This window comes from Thauera mechernichensis (assembly GCF_029588855.1).
Lineage (GTDB): Bacteria > Pseudomonadota > Gammaproteobacteria > Burkholderiales > Rhodocyclaceae > Thauera > Thauera mechernichensis.
The window spans coordinates 307,804-323,081 of record NZ_JARQZE010000004.1; the positions used below are offsets into that span (position 1 = coordinate 307,804).

Below are 15,278 nucleotides of genomic sequence, written 5' to 3' on the forward strand. Positions count from 1 at the left end.
ACAGAGAAAATAGACATGCCGCTGATTCGCATCGACGAACCCACCACCCGCCGTATTCCGCCCGATACCTTCTCGCTCTGGGCGCTTGGTTTCAGGCCTTTCTACCTGCTTGCGGCGCTGTTTGCCGCTATCGCCGTGCCGGTATGGGCGGTGGCCTACTCGGGTGGAATCGAACTGCCGATTCCCGGGATGTGGTGGCACGCACACGAGATGATCTTCGGTTTCGCGGTGGCGGTGATCATCGGTTTCCTGTTTACTGCTGGGCGCAACTGGACCGGGCTCGATACGCCCGCGGGCCCGCCGCTTGCAGCGCTGGCGGCGCTGTGGCTGGCTGGACGGCTGGCGATGGCATTCGGCAGTGGTGCCTGGGTGGCGATCGTCGACATGGCTTTCCTGCCGGTCGCGGCAGCCCTGTTGTTGCGTGTGCTGATCAAGGCCAAGAGCAGGCGCAATTACTTTGTCGGCGTCCTGCCGGCCTTGCTCGCGCTGGCGAATCTGGTCTTCCATCTCGCCGTACTCGGCGTGCTTGCGGTCGATCCGCTGATGGCGATGCATCTGGCGCTCGGGCTGATCGTGGTACTCGAGACGATTGTCGGCGGGCGCGTGATCCCGATGTTCACCTTCAACGCCGTGCGCGGCATCAAGCAGTGGCGCGATCCGCGCCTGGACTGGGCGGCGGCGATTGCGACGGGTGTCGCGCTGTTGCTGTGGGCTCTCGGGGCCGGCATGTGGGCGGGCGTGGTGTCGCTGGTCGCCGCCTTGTTGCAGGCGCTGCGGCTGGGCGGCTGGAACCCGTGGGCGACGCGAGGCGCCCCCCTGCTGTGGGTGCTGCATCTGGCCTACCTGTGGATTCCGCTCGGTCTGGCGCTGATCGCGCTCACCCAGTTCGGCGTACTGCCGCGTTCGGCGGGCATTCATGCGCTTGCGATTGGCGCGACAGGTGGATTGATCATCGGCATGATCACCCGTACTGCGCTTGGACACACCGGACGCATGCTCGTGGCGGGGCCGGTAGAGACCGCCGCCTACGCGCTGGTGCTGCTGGCGGCGCTGGTTCGCGTGTTGAGCGTGGCGCTCTTTCCCGCCGCGCTGGTGGGCGGTGTGCATGCCGCGGCGACGCTATGGGCGCTTGGCTTTGCCCTCTATCTGTGGCGCTATGCGCCTTTCCTGCTCAAGGCGCGGGTTGATGGCAAGGAGGGTTGAGACCCTCATGCCGATCGCCCCTGTGTGTGCGGTGGGGCAGGGGCGATCAGCTGCCAAGCAGTGCTGCCAGTACGCCCGGGTCGGCAACGGGCAGCGCTTCGAAGCCCGGGCGGGCGTATAGATAGCCCTGCTGCAGCCTGATCCCCATGCCGGCGAGGCAGCGCGCCTCGTCGAGCGTTTCCACGCCTTCTGCAATCAGTGTGCACGGCAGTTCAGCGGCGAGGCTGACCAGGTGGCGAACGATCAATTGCCGACGGCGGTCCTGATCGATGTTGCGAATCAGGTTCATGTCGAGCTTCAACACGTCGGGCTGGAAGTATGTCAGCAGGTTGAGCCCCGCGTAGCCGGCGCCGAAATCGTCGATCGCAGTGCCAAAGCCGATTGCGCGGTATTCCTCCACGATGCGGCGCAGGTGGCCGTCATTGCGCACTTCCTCGACCTCGGTGATTTCGAACTGAAGCCGCTCGAGCGGAAATCCGACCCGGTTTGCGGCCTCGATGGTGGCGCGGATGCAGGCTCGCGGTTCGTACACCGCATTAGGCAGGAAGTTGATGCTAAGCCGTGACGACAAGCCGAGTTGGTGAGCGAGTTCGATCGCCTTCGTCCGGCAACGCTGGTCGAACTGATAGCGGTTTTCGTCCGTGAGCTTGGCTAATACGCTGGCTGCACTCTCGCCATTGGGGCCGCGGACCAATGCCTCCCATGCCCACGACGAACCGCTGTCGAGGTCGATGATCGGCTGGAAGGCCATCGTAAAGTCGAAGGGCAGGGGCGGAAGTGCTCGGCAACGGCCGCAGTCGGGGAGTAAGGACTCACTTCGTGGCGTGTGCAGCGGGAATTCCGTGTTGGTCATGTGCGCTGCCTGGGTTGGGTTGTAACTGCGACAGTAATGATGTCGAACCGGCCTCGTCAAGGTCGGGCACATGTACGAAGCGCGGTAGCGGCGTCGCAGTGGGCGGCTGCACCCGAGCGAGCTGACAGGGCCGCCTCAGCCCAGGCTTCGCCTGAGTTTGCCGATGTCGGGGATATGGATCGTGCGGCCCTCGACCTCGATCAGGCCGGAGTCTGTGAGCTCGTGCAGGATGCGTGAGAAGTGCTCCTGGGTGAGGTTCAGGCGCGAGGCGATCGTGCCCTTGCTGGTCGGCAGGCGAATTGACACCCGCCCGTTGGCAATGCCGTCGCCCTCGCGCTCTTCCTCGCGCAGCAGGTAGCCAATGATGCGTTCGCGCCCCGAGCGCAGTGAGTAGCTCTCGACGTCGGCCATCAGGTGGTGCAGGCGCTGGGCCAGGCCGGCGATGATCTTGCGGCAGAACACCGGGTCGCCAGCCATTTCATCGAAGAATACCTGCTTGGCGATGTGGAGGAGACTGGCATCGGTCAGGGCCTGGGCCATCACCACGTAGGGCTTGTCCATGAACATCACGGCTTCGCCGAAGCTCTGCCCGGGGCGCAGGATGTCGACGACCTTCTCGTTGCCCTCCGCAGAGGTGAACGCGAGCTTGACCTGGCCGCTGAGGATGAAGTGAAAGCCGGAGCAGGTATCGCCGCGGTGGAAAAGAATGTCGCCCCGCCCGACCTTGAGCTCGCGCACGCCACGCGCGAAGCGGGCGATGTCGTGGCAACCCAGGCCATTGAAGAGCGAGGCCTGGCTCAGCAGGCGGCACAGGCGCTCGATCTCGGGCGAAGGCTGGTCGGCGGGCGGCGTGTCGCGCAGTGCTTCGGTGCAGGGGAGGTCGCGGTAGTTCATGGCTTCACCGAGTGAGCTGGGCATAGAACATGGGCAGGCGGGCGGGGAGTTCATCGGGCTGGCGGATCACTGCGAAGCCCGCCGGACCGAACAGGTGTGGCAGGTAGCTTGCGCCTTCGCGGTCGATGGTGACGCAGAAGGGAACGATGCCATGGCTGCGGGCCTCGACGATCGCGACCCGGGTGTCCTCGATGCCGTAGCGGCCGTCGTAAAGGTCGAGGTCGTTCGGTTTGCCATCGGAGAGGATGAGCAGAATGCGGCGCGCTGCGGTCTGCTTTTCGAGGATGGTGGTGGCGTGGCGGATGGCGGCACCCAGGCGGGTGTAGTAGCCGGGCTTGATCGCCATGATGCGGCCGCGGGCACGGTCGTCGAAGCGCTGATCGAAGTCCTTGAGACGATGGAAGCGCACGTTGCTGCGCTTGACCGAGGAGAAGCCACACAGTGCGAAGCGGTCGCCGGTCGCCATCAGCGCTTCACCGAACAGCAGCAACGAGTCGCGGATGACGTCGATCACGCGTGCTTCGGAGGACACCCAGGCGTCGGTTGACAAGGAAAGGTCGGCGAGTGCGAGGCAAGCCAGATCGCGCTCGCGCTTCTCCAGCGACAGGTATAGCTGGTCGGATGGGTGGTGACCGCAGGCACGGTCGGTGGTGGCGCGTACCACAGCGTCGACGTCGAGCTCGGTGCCGTCGACCTGTCCCTTGAGCCAGCGCCGGCCCGGTGTCAGCGCGGCGAACTGACGGTGCAGGCGGCGGGCGGTGCGGCGCAGGTGTTCGGGTAGCGCGCAGGGTGCCGCACGAGGATCGTTGATCGACGGCGTCAGTTCGTTGAGGCGGACATGATCCTCGCGCAGCAGGTTCTTGCGGTAGTCCCACTCCGGCAGCGGGATGCCGTCGCCGAGGACGACGTCGTCCTCGGCGGCCGAGGGCAGGTCGAGGTCGAAGCGGACCTTGGAAGCAACACGCTCGTTGTCGCGGGTGATCGACAGGTGGTCGAGGTTGGCTGCGGCATCGGCGGCGTTGTCGTCCGGGTCGTCGTCGGTGCTGCGCTTGACCTTGATGAACTCGGCAACCGATAGCAGGCTTTCGGCGCGGAAGGGAATGATCATGCCGTGCTTCTCGGGCGCGTTCTCCTGGCGCTCGACACGGTGGGCTTGCTGGCTGGCGTCGCGACCCGGCTTGGTGCTGCCGCCCTCGGCAGCCTCGGCGCCGCTGCCGCTGCCGGCGAGGCCTGCTGCGGGCTTGGCACGGAAGTCGCTGAGCCACAGCAGCACCGGTTGCGTGGGCTGTGCCTTGACCGGCAATGCCGGCAAGGCGGCAACGCTGCCCGGTGCATGCATTGCCTGGCGCAGCAGGCGTTCGCGCTCGGCTTCGGCTGCAGGTAGCTTGGCGGGGTTGCGGCGCTGGGCGATCACGGCGTCCACCAGTCGGCGATAGCGCGGCTCGATACCTGGCCAGCGTTGTAGCGCGCGCAGGGTGGCACGCTGGTTCTCGCGCAGTTCACGACTGGCCTCGGTGTCGAAGGTGCCGGTCGGCAGGGGGGCGAGTGCGGCCTCCACCTGTGCGTCATGGGTGGCATCGCCGTTGCCATGACCCGCGGCCAGTGCGGCCAGCCACAGATAGAGGTCGCGGTTGAGGCTGCGTTCTGGCAGGGCGTCGATCTCCGGCGGCAGGCGCAGGGTGGCGATGTCCATGCGGCCGCGGGCAATGCGTTCGTCTGCGCCGGCGATGCGCTGTAGCAGGCTGCGCCGCGCGCCATGGGTATCAACGGTGGCAGCGGCCACGCGCAAGCCCGGGTCGCCGCCGAGCGCGCGGAAGAACACCCCCGCAACTTTCTCGATGTCCTTGAGCCTGACCGCGGCCTTGGGGAAGTGCCCGCCCGCAGCGCGGGTGATCAGACGGTGCCAGAATAGTCCGACGTGTTCTTCCATGGTTCAGCGTTCCCTCGGTTCAGCGTTCCTTGAACGCGCGGAAACCCGCTTCGTTCTGGCGCGCGGCTTCGCCCGTCACCCAGCTCAGTAGCGGGCCTTCGGGGTTGTCGCGCTGGGTCTCGCCACAGGCGTCGATGCACTGCCGGCATTGCGTGCAGGTGAACATGTGGCGCTTGATGTTGCGCGGGCGCAGCCGCATCGGGCATACCGCGTCACAGGCCGACTGGCGCTCGGGGAGGCAGCTCGAGCAGTCGGTGGCACGAGCGCGCGCAAAGCCCACCACCATCGCGTCGCGGTTGCCCATCCAGGCCAGGCTCTGGAACAGGCCGACCGCACAGACGAAGCGGCAGAACAGGTGGCGTGCGAACAGGAACTCCAGGCTCAGCACGACCGTTGCGGCGGTGATGAAGATGAACTGGTTGCGCGTCAGTTCGCCAGCGATGAGGTTTCCATACACCTCGGCAGGTGGCAGCAGGTAGGTCAGCAGTACCACCGCCCACAGGAAGGCGAAGGCGACGGCTGCAGGTACGACGAGGCCCCACCAGCGTGCATCGACCTTGGCGCGAGAGCCGTCCGGCTTCCAGGCCGGCAGGCGGTGTTTTTCCCACACGCTGGGTTTGCCCGAGGCGCGCGCCATGAGCTTGTTGATGGATTCGACCACCGAGAAGTGCGGGCATAGCCAGCCGCAATACATGCGCCCCCACTTCCAGGCCACCCAAAGCACCACTGCAGCGACCGTCAGCAGCGGCACGAACAGGTGCAGCATGATGCTGCCGGCGGCCTCGAGCGCGCTTGCCTGGCCGGCAAGAAATGGGTCAAGCCCGAGCCGCCACTCCATGCCCAGCAACCACGCATGGTCGGCGTTGAGGTCGTAGCGAAAGAGGTCGAACACCGGTGCGAGCACGAAGAGTGCAAAGAAGCCGACCTGAAAGGCCAGTCGCAAGCTCTGGCGCGGGCTGTGCGCCCCATCGTCCGTACCTGCCCGGGCGATGGGGATGATTCGGCGTGCCGGCGCGGGTGTGCTCATCACGGGCTCGTGGTACTCAGACGGGTTCGCGCGGCCCGAACACCGGGTAGCGCCAGCTGCGGCCGTTGATGGCGCGCGACAGCCCCATGACGCCAAGCAGGATCAGACCCGCATGGACGAGTACGAAGTACAGGATGCCGATGACCCAGGTCCACGGGTTGTCGAAGCCGCCGAGCAGCAGGATTGCGATGCTGGTGCATACGAGTACCAGGCCGCCCCAGATGCAGGTCCAGCCGGTCTGGCGCAGGTGGTTGCGCACCAGTGGGTCTTCGTGGTCGTGAAACTTGGCCCACAGCACCATCAGGACCAGGAAGGCCAGGACGGGCAGCAGCATCAGGTTGATCAGGAACAGGGCCTCGGCCACCACGGCGAGTTGCGGCCCCGGCATGGCGTGCTTGAGAGGGTCCTGGCGTTGGATGTTCATGGCTTCCTTGTGACGCGTGGGGTGGTGTTCAGCGGCCGAAGGTGGCGGATACCACCTCCATGAGTCCCTCTGCGATGTCGGCGTCGTCGGTCAGGGCTTCGACGATGCCGACGCGGCAGGCTGCCACCGGGTCCATGCCGTCCTTGATGAGCAGTGCGGCATAGACGAGCAAGCGTGTGCTGGCCGATTCCTCGAGGTCGCGGTCCTTGAGCGAGCGCAGCGCACCGGCGATGGCGACCAGACGGCGAGCGAGATCCGGCGGGCAGGCGCTTTCACCGATCAGGATGGCCTCTTCCTGTTCGGCGCGCGGGAAGTCGAAGCGCAGGCTGATGAAGCGCTGGCGGGTGGACGGCTTCATGCCCTTGAGCAGGTTCTGGTAGCCCGGGTTGTAGGACACCACCAGCATGAAGCTGGGTGGCGCCTCGATGAGCTCGCCGGTGCGGTCGATGGGCAGGATGCGGCGATCGTCGGCCAGCGGGTGGAGGACGACGGTCGTGTCCTTGCGCGCCTCGACCACTTCGTCCAGGTAGCAGATGCCACCCTCGCGCACCGCGCGTGTGAGCGGACCGTCGCACCACATGGTGCGGCCCTCGCCGATCAGGTGGCGACCGACGAGATCGGCTGCGGTGAGATCGTCGTGGCAGGCCACCGTAAACAGCGGCAAGCCGAGGCGTGCGGCCATGTGGGCGACGAAGCGGGTCTTGCCGCAACCGGTGGGGCCCTTGATGAGCAGGGGCAGGCGGTTCTTCCACGCGTGCTGGAAGACCTCGACCTCGTCCGCGGCGGGTTGGTAGAAGGGGATGTCGAGGTTGGGCGTGTCGGGCTTCATTGTCCGAGTCCTTTGAGATAGGCGATGGCGATGACGGCCCACACCAGGATCATCCAGCCCATGGTGATGGCACGCCAAAGGAGGGGCGCGTGGCGCAGGGCCATGAAATCGAGAATGATCACTGCGCCTTTCCAGAAGGAGATGGCGGCGAGGGCAGCGATGGCCCAGGTGCCCGCTGCGCCGTGCGTGCCCATGCCCCAGGTGAGCAAGGTTGCGCCGATCAGCGAGAGCCACAGCCAGGTGGCGCGCTTGGGGGTGCCGTGCATGTGCGTGTCCATGGCCGGGCTCCTCAGTGGATCACGTAGACAAGGGGAAAGAGGATCAGCCACACCAGATCCACCATGTGCCAGTAGGCGGCGCCGGTCTCTATCCCGTTCATGTCGCCCGGGCCGTAGCGCCCCTGGCGGGCGTTGTTCCACATCGCCACCAGGATCACGAGCCCGAGGATCACGTGCATGAAGTGGAAGAAGGTGAGCGACAGGTAGAACATGTGGAAGGGGCTGCTCGACAGGCTGATGTCGTGCGCGAAGGCAGCGGCGTACTCGCCGAGCTTGACGACGATGAAGCCCAGGCCGGTGACGATGGCGGCCAGCAGCCAGTTCGCAGCGGCACGTGCGGCACGCAGCTCGGCAGCCTGTACGGCACGAACAACGAAGTAGCTCGAGGTCAGCAGCAGGATCGTGTTGATTGCGCCTGCCGTACGGTCGAGCCCTGCCTGCTCGGCATTGAACAGCTCGATGTTGTTTGCGCGGGTGAAGGCGTAGGCGGCGAAGAAGGCGCCGAAGGCAAGCAGCTCCGCCATGATGAAGACCCAGATCGCCAGGTCGCCGGCAAGGCGTGGCTCGGCTACCGGTGTGGGGTGACCTGCGGTGCCGTGGGGGAGGGATGTGCTTGTCGTTTCCATGCGCGGCAGTCTAGGCAAGCGCGCATGGTTTGAACTTGATCGTGGTTAACTGGTGCCGGGGCCCGCGTCCGCGCGCCTCGTGCGGGCCAGCCAATGGCGAGTCACATCCACCATGCGGCTCGCGAACCCCCACTCGTTGTCGAACCACACCATCAGGTTGACCATGCGCTTGCCGATGCTGCGCGTCTGGCCGCCGTCGACGATTGCGGAGTGGGGATCGTGGTTGAAGTCGATCGAAGCGTGCGGCTCGTCCGAATAGGCGATCAGATTGCGGTAGCGACCCTGGGCCGCCTCGCGCAGCAAGCGGTTGATCTCGCCTGCGGTGACGTCGCGCGAGAAGCCGAGCACCATGTCAATCGCCGAGACATTGTGCGTCGGGACGCGGATTGCCTTGGCCTGGACCTTGCCCGCGAGCTCGGGGAGCAGGCGCTCCACCCCGCGTGCCAGCCCGGTCGACACCGGGATGATGGATTGCATCGCCGACCGCGTGCGGCGCAGGTCGGTGTGGTGGTAGCCGTCGATCAGGGGCTGATCATTCATGGCGGAGTGCAGCGTGCTCAGCAGCACGTTGTCGATGCCGATCTCGCGCTGCAGCAGGTCGAGTACGGGAACCACCGCGTTGGTCGTGCATGAGGCGTTCGATACCAGCCCCTCGCGGCCGTCCAGCGTCTCGTGGTTGATGCCGTACACGATGGTGGCGTCCACGTCCTCGGCGCCGTTGCCGGGGTGGGACAGGAGCAGGCGGGGGCAGCCGGCGTCAATGAAGCGCTGCAGTTCGGCACGACTGCCGTACTGGCCTGAGCACTCCACGATCAGGTCGGGTTCGAGCGCGGCCCAGTCCACGGCCTCGGGGCTGTCGGCATGGCTGATCAGGATCGGATGACCGTCCACCAGCAGGGCTTCATCGCTGCTGTCCACCTGTCCGGGAAAGCGGCCATGCGTGGAGTCGAAGCGGGTCAGGTAGCTGATGCTTGCGAGATCGGCCGGTTCGTTGATGGCGACGACCTTGAAGGTGTCGACCAGACCGGCTTCGTGGAGCGCGCGCAGGTAGCAGCGCCCGATGCGGCCGTAGCCGTTGATCGCGATGCGAAAAGGGGACGACTGATCGGCGCAGGGCGTCGAGGATACAGGGGAGTGGCTTGCAGCGGGCACGATGTCGACAGTAGGGCTTGGCCTGGCGGGGCCGAGGTGTGGCACCCGCGCGAAGCGCACATTCTAGCGGCTGGCGCGGCGGCCTCCGGCGCCGGGACAAAAAAAAGGGGCGGCTTTCGCCGCCCCAACCCCTTCCCCTGGATCGCCCAGGAGGTACTACAGAGAGACACCCTTGCTCATCAGGCCTTCGCTGCCTTCGCTTCGCCCTTGATGAAGAAGCTGGCGAGATAGGTCAGCAGACCGATGAAGAACATCACACCTGCCCATTCACGCATCCAGTAGAACAGCATGAGCTGGTCCTGGGTCGCCATGAAGGACATGGGCGTATCGGAGATGCGCTGCAGCCAGACCTGCAGGATGCCGGCGGCGGTCAGGAACAGGGTGATGAAGACCATGGCGATCGTCATCAGCCAGAACGACCACATCTCGACCACCTGAGCCTTCTCGCTGTTGGCGGCACGGCCGCGCAGGATCGGCATCGCGTAGCTGATGATGGTGATGACGACCATCACGTACGCACCGTAGAAGGCCATGTGACCGTGTGCAGCGGTGATCTGCGAGCCGTGGGTGAAGTAGTTCACCGGAGCCAGGGTGTGCAGGAAGCCCCACACGCCGGCGCCGAGGAAGGCCATCACGCCGGTGCCCAGTGCCCACAGCACGGCAGCCTTGTTCGGGTGCTCGCGGCGGCGGCGGTTCACCATGTTGAAGGCGAACACGGTCATGGCGAAGAACGGGATCGGCTCCAGTGCGGAGAAGATCGAACCCCACCACTGCCAGTACTCCGGCGTACCGATCCAGAAGTAGTGGTGGCCGGTACCGATGATGCCGGTGCAAAGCGCCAGGGTGATGATCACGTACAGCCACTTCTCGATCACTTCGCGGTCGACGCCGGTCACCTTGATCAGCACGAAGGCGAGCATCGCAGCCATGATCAGCTCCCACACGCCTTCCACCCAAAGGTGCACAACCCACCACCAGTAGAACTTGTCGCGGACGAGGTTGACCGGGTTGTAGAAGGCGAACAGGAAGAAGATCGCCAGGCCCCACAGGCCGAGCAGCAGCACGATGCTGATGACGGTCTTGCGGCCCTTGAGCACGGTCATGGTGATGTTGAACAGGAACGCCAGCGCGACGACAACGATGCCGATCTTCGTCAGCAGGGGCTGCTCGAGGAACTCGCGGCCCATGGTGGCGAGGAGGTCGTTGCCGGTCATCGACGCGAGCGTGGCGTAATCCACCAGCAGGTAGCCGAGGATGGTGGCCGCACCGGCGACGAGGAAGACCCAGAACAGGATCAGCGCCAGCTTCGGGCTGTACAGTTCGGTCTCGGTTTCCTCAGGGATGAGGTAGTAGGCTGCGCCCATGAAGCCGAACAGCAGCCACACGATCAGCAGGTTGGTGTGCACCATCCGGGCGACGTTGAACGGGATTTCCGGGAACAGGAAGTCGCCGACGACATACTGCATGCCCAGGATCAGGCCGAAGATGATTTGCCCCACGAATAGCCCGATCGCCGCTATGAAGTAGGGCATGGCGACCGCTTGTGATTTGTATTGCATGTGTGATCCCCTTGTGGTCTCCAGGTTTCCGGTCAACCTTCGATGTTGGGCGGCCAGTTGGCAGTGTTGATGCCAGCTGTGTACTTGAAGAACGCCACGAGCTGGTCGAGCTCTTCATCGGTGAGGTGGAAGTTCGGCATCTGGCGACGACCCGGGGCGCCCGTGGGCTGGGACATCATCCACGCCTTGATGAACTCCGGTCCGCGGCGGGTATAGACGTTGCCGAGTTCCGGTGCGAAGTAGGCGCCTTCACCCAGCAGGGTGTGGCAGCCCAGACAGTTGCGCGTTTCCCAGATGTGCTTGCCGGCGGCGACTTCGGGGGTGAGGTTTTGCCGGTTGTCGCGATTCGGCAGTTCGCGTTCGGTGTCGAAGGTGAGCGCCAGGAACAGGAGGAAGAAGAACACCGTTCCCCCGTAGAAGATGTTCCGCGCCATGGATTTTGTGAAGATACCGCTCATGGAGTACTCCTCATCGCTAGTCTCGTTTTGTCTGGATTGGTGTCAGGTTGGCTGGGTGGTTCAGGGGTTGCACCGGAACAGGGATGAACCGATGGTGGCCGAATTGTCGGATCGGCGTCCCCGGGCCTCCATGATTTGAATCAAGATTGCCCGGAAGGCGCGTCGGCGCGGCCCGCAGCGTGCCTTGCGGCGGTGCGGGAACGAGGTCCTGGCATTCACGGGGCATGACCTGCGGATGTCAGGCAACACTGGAGTGTCGATACGATGTGGCGAGATTTGGCAGATGTGCGCCGCGGCCTGTTGGCGGTGGGCGCTGCGGCCGTGCTGGCCCTACCTGCTGCGGCAAGCGGTGAGGGCTGGATTGCGGTGGATGTCGGGCACACGCTGGTGGCGCCAGGGGCCATCAGTGCGCGCGGGCGAAGCGAGTTCGAATTCAATCTCGACCTGGCGCGTGCGCTCGTCGATGCCCTTTCCGCACGGGGCATGGAGGCCAGGCTGATCAACGCCGACGGCCGTATCGAGAGTCTGCAGGCACGTCCTCGTGCCGCCGAGGGGGCGCGTTTGCTGGTGTCCATCCACCACGACTCGGTCAATGCATTCGAACTGAGGCCCTGGCAATGGGCGGGCAGGGCCCTCGACTACAACGACGACTTTGCTGGCCACTCGCTGTTCGTGTCACGCGACAATCCGGACACAGCGATGAGCATATTGTGCGCGCGGGTGATGGGTGCGCGCCTGCAGCGCATGGGCTTCGAGCCTACGCACAAGAATGGCCGCCGGCGTGAGTACGCGGACTTCGAGCATGCCGTGCACTATTTCGATGGCCTGGCCGTGTTGCGCCACGCGCGCATGCCGGCCGTGCTGTTCGAGGCTGGCGTGCTGAAGAACCGGGATGAGGAGTTGTTGCTGCGGGATCCGCAGCGTCAGGCACGCATGGCTGACGGGATTGCGACCGCGTTGGCGGCGTGCCTGGGCCACGGTGTGCCGGCTGACGATGAGGCGACGGCGGATCGACGGTCGCCTTGAGTGCCGGCGGCCCGGGGCTGTCCAGGGCCGCCTTGGCGATCAGCGCGAGCTGGGCAGGCGCGACGAGACGCCCTGGACGAAATAGTCCATGCGCCCGAGCGTGGCATCGTCCATTACTGCGCCAGCGGCGAGACGCTCCGTTCCCGCCTGGTCGACCACTGGGCCGGTGAAGGGGTGGAAGCTGCCGTCGCGGATGCGCCCTTCCAGGTCGCGGACCATGGCCTGCACGTCCTCCGGCACTGCGGGGTTCATCGGGGCGAGTTTGATCATGCCGTCCTTGATGCCGCCCCAGACGCTCTCCGGCTTCCAGGTGCCGGCAAGCACCTCGTTCACGGTGCGCGTGTAGAACTCGCCCCAGTGATGGGTGGTGGCGGTGAGTTGTGCCTTGGGGCCGTACTTGGACATGTCCGAGTGGTAACCGAAGGCGTATACGCCGCGTTCTTCCGCGGCCTGCACGGTGGCGGTCGAGTCGGTGTGATGGGTAACCACGTCCGCACCCTGGGAGATCAGTGTCATCGCGGCCTCGCGTTCCTTGCCCGGGTCGTACCAGCTGTTGGCCCAGATGACGCGGACTTCGATGTCCGGGTTGACGCTGCGCGCGCCCATCGTGAAGGCGTTGATGCCCTGCAGTACCTCGGGAATGGGGAAGGCGCCGACGTAGCCTAGCACCTTGGACTTGGTCATCTTGCCGGCGATCACGCCATTGAGGTAGCGGCCCTCGTAGAAGCGGGCGTTGTACGGTGCGAAGTTCTTCGCAGACTTGTAGCCCGTGGCATGCAGGAAGGTGACATTGGGGAACTGGCGCGCCACGCGCTCGACATAGTTCATGTAGCCGAAGCTGGTGGCGAACACGATCTTGCTGCCGCTCGCTGCAAACTCGCGTATCACGCGTTCGGCGTCGGCACCTTCCGCCACGCTCTCGACGTAGCGTGTCTCGATCTTGTTGCCAAGGGCTGCCTCCATTTCCTTGCGTCCCTCGTCGTGCTGGTATGTCCAGCCGGCATCGCCGATCGGGCTCACATAGACGAAGCCGATCTTGGCGGGCGCCTCGGCGGCAGCGCTGAGCGGAAGAGATGCGGCGACCGCGAGCGCGGCAGCGGACAGGATGAACTGGCGACGATGGCGCATCGGAAATCTCCTTGATGGGTGGTATGCGATGGTGCGGAGTGTTGCCGCGAGGTGGCCGCTTGCAGTGATCAGGCCATGTCTGTGTCGGTGGCCCGAACGCATTCGCGGACCAGTCCTGGCCCGCGGTAGACGAGGCCGCTGTAGAGCTGGACGAGGCTTGCCCCGGCGTCGAGCTTGGCGCGTGCGCCGGCACCGTCGAGGACGCCGCCGGCGGCAATGATGGGCAACTCGCCGCCCAGCGTTGCAGCGAGCTTGCGCACTACGGCAGTGGAGGCCTCGAAGACCGGTGCGCCGGATAGTCCGCCCTGTTCGTTGCCGTGACGCATGCCTTCGACCTTGTCACGCGCGATCGTCGTATTGGTGGCAATCACGCCGTCGATACGGTGACGTCGAAGCGCATCGGCGATGTTCGTCACCTGGGCGTCATCGAGATCGGGTGCGATCTTGAGTGTCAGCGGCACGTAGCGGCCATGGCTGTCGGCGAGCCGTGTCTGGGCCTGCTTGAGGCGCCCGAGCAACTCATCGAGTTCGGACTCGCCTTGCAGTTGGCGCAGATTCTTCGTGTTCGGTGAGGAGATGTTCACGGTGACGTAGCTGGCCAGCGCGTACACCTTCTGCAGGCATGCAAGGTAATCGTCTACGGCTTGTTCGATTGGCGTGTCGAAGTTCTTGCCGATATTGATGCCCAGGATGCCCTGGTAGCGTGCCGACCGCACGTGCGCCAGCAGCGCATCGACGCCATGGTTGTTGAAACCCATGCGGTTGATGATGGCGCGGGCCTCGGGCAGGCGAAACATGCGCGGGCGCGGATTGCCGGGTTGCGCACGCGGTGTGACGGTGCCGATCTCGATGAAGCCGAATCCCATGCGTGCCAAGCCGTCGATGGCCTCGCCGTTCTTGTCGAGACCCGCAGCGAGACCGATTCGGTTCGGAAAGCTCAAGCCCATGACCTCGACCGGTGTGGCCGGTTCGGGTGTTCCGGCCGGCAGCAGCTTGCCGGCGTAGTGCAGGGCGTGGAGAGCGAATTCGTGGGCGTTTTCGGCGTCGAGCGAAAACAGCAGCGGGCGAGCGAGATCGTAGAGCATCGCGCGATTGTAGCGATTCGTGCGGGTCGCGGCGAGGTGCACCGCGCGCCGGGTCGCCGCCTCAGCGTATTCGTCTCAGACGTCCGCCCTGAAGGGGCGCCACTCGCCTTCCTGAAGGATCTCGAGCGCGGCAAAGCGGGACTTGTAGGCCATCTTCGGGCTTTGCGCGATCCAGTAACCGAGATAGACATGGGCGAGATCGAGCCTGCGACAGGCCTCGATCTGCCAAAGGATGCCGTAGGTGCCCAGAGCGCCACGTGGCAGGTCAGGCTCGTAGAAGGTGTAGACGCTGGACAGCCCGTCTGCCAGTCGGTCGATGATGCTCACCATGCGCAGGTTGTCGCCGTCGCGGAATTCCACGAGCCGGGTGTCGACATGGCTTTGCAGCAGGAAGTGGCTGTACTGCTCGCGATTGTCCAGGTCCATGCCGCCGCCGCAATGCCGAGCGGCCTGATAGCGCTGATAGAGCAGGTAGTGCTCTTCGCGGAACTCCAGCGCATGCTCGCTTGCGCGCAGGCCGGCGTGCTGCTTCCAGGCGCGGCGTTGGCTGCGGCTGGGGTGGAAGCCCGAGGCGACAATGCGAACAGGAACGCAGGCGCGACAATGGTCGCAGTAGGGGCGGTAGGTGAATACGCCGCTGCGGCGAAAGCCACGACGCACGAGTTCGCTATAGACCTGAGGGTCGATCAGATGACCGGGCGTTGCCACCTGTGAACGCGCGCTGCGATCGCTCAGGTAGGAGCAGGCGTAGGGCGCCGTGGCGTAGAACTGGATCAGGGCGTAGGGGTAGTCCTGCTGCATCGCGT

The 15,278-nt window shown here is 65.1% G+C and carries 16 protein-coding genes; 2 read left to right on the top strand and 14 right to left on the bottom strand.

What is annotated here, in order from left to right; genetic code table 11:
- The first annotated feature begins 15 nt into the window (after positions 1 to 15).
- Positions 16 to 1,203, top strand: coding sequence for an NnrS family protein (locus tag P7F68_RS08210; RefSeq protein WP_277832202.1), 1,188 nt, complete (start codon positions 16 to 18; stop codon positions 1,201 to 1,203).
- Between the two features lie 46 nt (positions 1,204 to 1,249).
- Here P7F68_RS08210 and P7F68_RS08215 read toward each other — a convergent pair whose 3' ends face one another.
- The 11 genes from P7F68_RS08215 to P7F68_RS08265 form a co-directional block, all read right to left on the bottom strand.
- Positions 1,250 to 2,056, bottom strand: a complete 807-nt coding sequence (locus P7F68_RS08215) for an EAL domain-containing protein (protein ID WP_277832204.1) — start codon at positions 2,054 to 2,056, stop codon at positions 1,250 to 1,252.
- A 135-nt stretch (positions 2,057 to 2,191) separates the two neighbouring features.
- Positions 2,192 to 2,950, bottom strand: coding sequence for a Crp/Fnr family transcriptional regulator (locus P7F68_RS08220; protein ID WP_002927189.1), 759 nt, complete (start codon positions 2,948 to 2,950; stop codon positions 2,192 to 2,194).
- A 4-nt stretch (positions 2,951 to 2,954) separates the two neighbouring features.
- Entirely contained in the window at positions 2,955 to 4,880 is a 1,926-nt protein-coding gene (locus P7F68_RS08225; RefSeq protein ID WP_002927187.1) for a nitric oxide reductase activation protein NorD, read from the bottom strand.
- A gap of 19 nt (positions 4,881 to 4,899) precedes the next feature.
- Positions 4,900 to 5,907, bottom strand: a complete 1,008-nt coding sequence (locus P7F68_RS08230) for a 4Fe-4S binding protein (RefSeq protein ID WP_277832208.1) — start codon at positions 5,905 to 5,907, stop codon at positions 4,900 to 4,902.
- A gap of 16 nt (positions 5,908 to 5,923) precedes the next feature.
- Positions 5,924 to 6,331, bottom strand: coding sequence for a magnetosome magnetite crystal formation protein family (locus P7F68_RS08235; RefSeq protein WP_002927183.1), 408 nt, complete (start codon positions 6,329 to 6,331; stop codon positions 5,924 to 5,926).
- 28 nt (positions 6,332 to 6,359) lie between these two features.
- Complete coding sequence (locus tag P7F68_RS08240) at positions 6,360 to 7,160, bottom strand: CbbQ/NirQ/NorQ/GpvN family protein (RefSeq protein WP_277832211.1); 801 nt, start codon at positions 7,158 to 7,160, stop codon at positions 6,360 to 6,362.
- A complete protein-coding gene (locus P7F68_RS08245) occupies positions 7,157 to 7,438 on the bottom strand; it encodes a cytochrome C oxidase subunit IV family protein (protein ID WP_002927180.1) in 282 nt (93 codons plus the stop codon). The genes P7F68_RS08240 and P7F68_RS08245 overlap by 4 nt, the downstream gene beginning before the upstream one ends.
- An 11-nt stretch (positions 7,439 to 7,449) precedes the next feature.
- On the bottom strand, positions 7,450 to 8,064 hold the full coding sequence (locus P7F68_RS08250; RefSeq protein WP_277832214.1) for a cytochrome c oxidase subunit 3: 615 nt from the start codon (positions 8,062 to 8,064) through the stop codon (positions 7,450 to 7,452).
- A 45-nt stretch (positions 8,065 to 8,109) separates the two neighbouring features.
- Complete coding sequence (locus tag P7F68_RS08255; protein WP_277832395.1) at positions 8,110 to 9,150, bottom strand: type I glyceraldehyde-3-phosphate dehydrogenase; 1,041 nt, start codon at positions 9,148 to 9,150, stop codon at positions 8,110 to 8,112.
- A 245-nt stretch (positions 9,151 to 9,395) separates the two neighbouring features.
- Entirely contained in the window at positions 9,396 to 10,775 is a 1,380-nt protein-coding gene (locus P7F68_RS08260) for a cbb3-type cytochrome c oxidase subunit I (protein WP_277832216.1), read from the bottom strand.
- A 32-nt stretch (positions 10,776 to 10,807) separates the two neighbouring features.
- Complete coding sequence (locus P7F68_RS08265) at positions 10,808 to 11,233, bottom strand: c-type cytochrome (protein ID WP_002935609.1); 426 nt, start codon at positions 11,231 to 11,233, stop codon at positions 10,808 to 10,810.
- A gap of 264 nt (positions 11,234 to 11,497) precedes the next feature.
- On the opposite strand from P7F68_RS08265, the gene P7F68_RS08270 reads away from it, so the two are divergent.
- Entirely contained in the window at positions 11,498 to 12,259 is a 762-nt protein-coding gene (locus P7F68_RS08270; protein WP_277832219.1) for an N-acetylmuramoyl-L-alanine amidase family protein, read from the top strand.
- Positions 12,260 to 12,298: 39 nt separating this feature from the next.
- Here P7F68_RS08270 and P7F68_RS08275 read toward each other — a convergent pair whose 3' ends face one another.
- The 3 genes from P7F68_RS08275 to P7F68_RS08285 form a co-directional block, all read right to left on the bottom strand.
- The gene (locus tag P7F68_RS08275; RefSeq protein ID WP_277832221.1) at positions 12,299 to 13,387 is read right to left on the bottom strand and encodes a BMP family ABC transporter substrate-binding protein; all 1,089 of its coding nucleotides are present in this window, start codon (positions 13,385 to 13,387) and stop codon (positions 12,299 to 12,301) included.
- A 68-nt stretch (positions 13,388 to 13,455) separates the two neighbouring features.
- A complete protein-coding gene (locus P7F68_RS08280) occupies positions 13,456 to 14,472 on the bottom strand; it encodes a quinone-dependent dihydroorotate dehydrogenase (protein WP_277832223.1) in 1,017 nt (338 codons plus the stop codon).
- Positions 14,473 to 14,547: 75 nt separating this feature from the next.
- Positions 14,548 to 15,273 (bottom strand): arginyltransferase, encoded by a 726-nt coding sequence (locus tag P7F68_RS08285; protein WP_277832225.1) that lies wholly within the window; start codon positions 15,271 to 15,273, stop codon positions 14,548 to 14,550.
- Between the last annotated feature and the right edge of the window lie 5 nt (positions 15,274 to 15,278).

Bases quoted from the DNA above. Each gene is read 5' to 3' on its own strand.
- P7F68_RS08210 (WP_277832202.1), top strand. From the start codon at position 16: ATGCCGCTGATTCGCATCGACGAACCCACCACCCGCCGTATTCCGCCC.
- P7F68_RS08215 (WP_277832204.1), bottom strand. From the start codon at position 2,056: ATGACCAACACGGAATTCCCGCTGCACACGCCACGAAGTGAGTCCTTA.
- P7F68_RS08220 (WP_002927189.1), bottom strand. From the start codon at position 2,950: ATGAACTACCGCGACCTCCCCTGCACCGAAGCACTGCGCGACACGCCG.
- P7F68_RS08225 (WP_002927187.1), bottom strand. From the start codon at position 4,880: ATGGAAGAACACGTCGGACTATTCTGGCACCGTCTGATCACCCGCGCT.
- P7F68_RS08230 (WP_277832208.1), bottom strand. From the start codon at position 5,907: ATGAGCACACCCGCGCCGGCACGCCGAATCATCCCCATCGCCCGGGCA.
- P7F68_RS08235 (WP_002927183.1), bottom strand. From the start codon at position 6,331: ATGAACATCCAACGCCAGGACCCTCTCAAGCACGCCATGCCGGGGCCG.
- P7F68_RS08240 (WP_277832211.1), bottom strand. From the start codon at position 7,160: ATGAAGCCCGACACGCCCAACCTCGACATCCCCTTCTACCAACCCGCC.
- P7F68_RS08245 (WP_002927180.1), bottom strand. From the start codon at position 7,438: ATGGACACGCACATGCACGGCACCCCCAAGCGCGCCACCTGGCTGTGG.
- P7F68_RS08250 (WP_277832214.1), bottom strand. From the start codon at position 8,064: ATGGAAACGACAAGCACATCCCTCCCCCACGGCACCGCAGGTCACCCC.
- P7F68_RS08260 (WP_277832216.1), bottom strand. From the start codon at position 10,775: ATGCAATACAAATCACAAGCGGTCGCCATGCCCTACTTCATAGCGGCG.
- P7F68_RS08265 (WP_002935609.1), bottom strand. From the start codon at position 11,233: ATGAGCGGTATCTTCACAAAATCCATGGCGCGGAACATCTTCTACGGG.
- P7F68_RS08270 (WP_277832219.1), top strand. From the start codon at position 11,498: ATGTGGCGAGATTTGGCAGATGTGCGCCGCGGCCTGTTGGCGGTGGGC.
- P7F68_RS08275 (WP_277832221.1), bottom strand. From the start codon at position 13,387: ATGCGCCATCGTCGCCAGTTCATCCTGTCCGCTGCCGCGCTCGCGGTC.
- P7F68_RS08280 (WP_277832223.1), bottom strand. From the start codon at position 14,472: ATGCTCTACGATCTCGCTCGCCCGCTGCTGTTTTCGCTCGACGCCGAA.
- P7F68_RS08285 (WP_277832225.1), bottom strand. From the start codon at position 15,273: ATGCAGCAGGACTACCCCTACGCCCTGATCCAGTTCTACGCCACGGCG.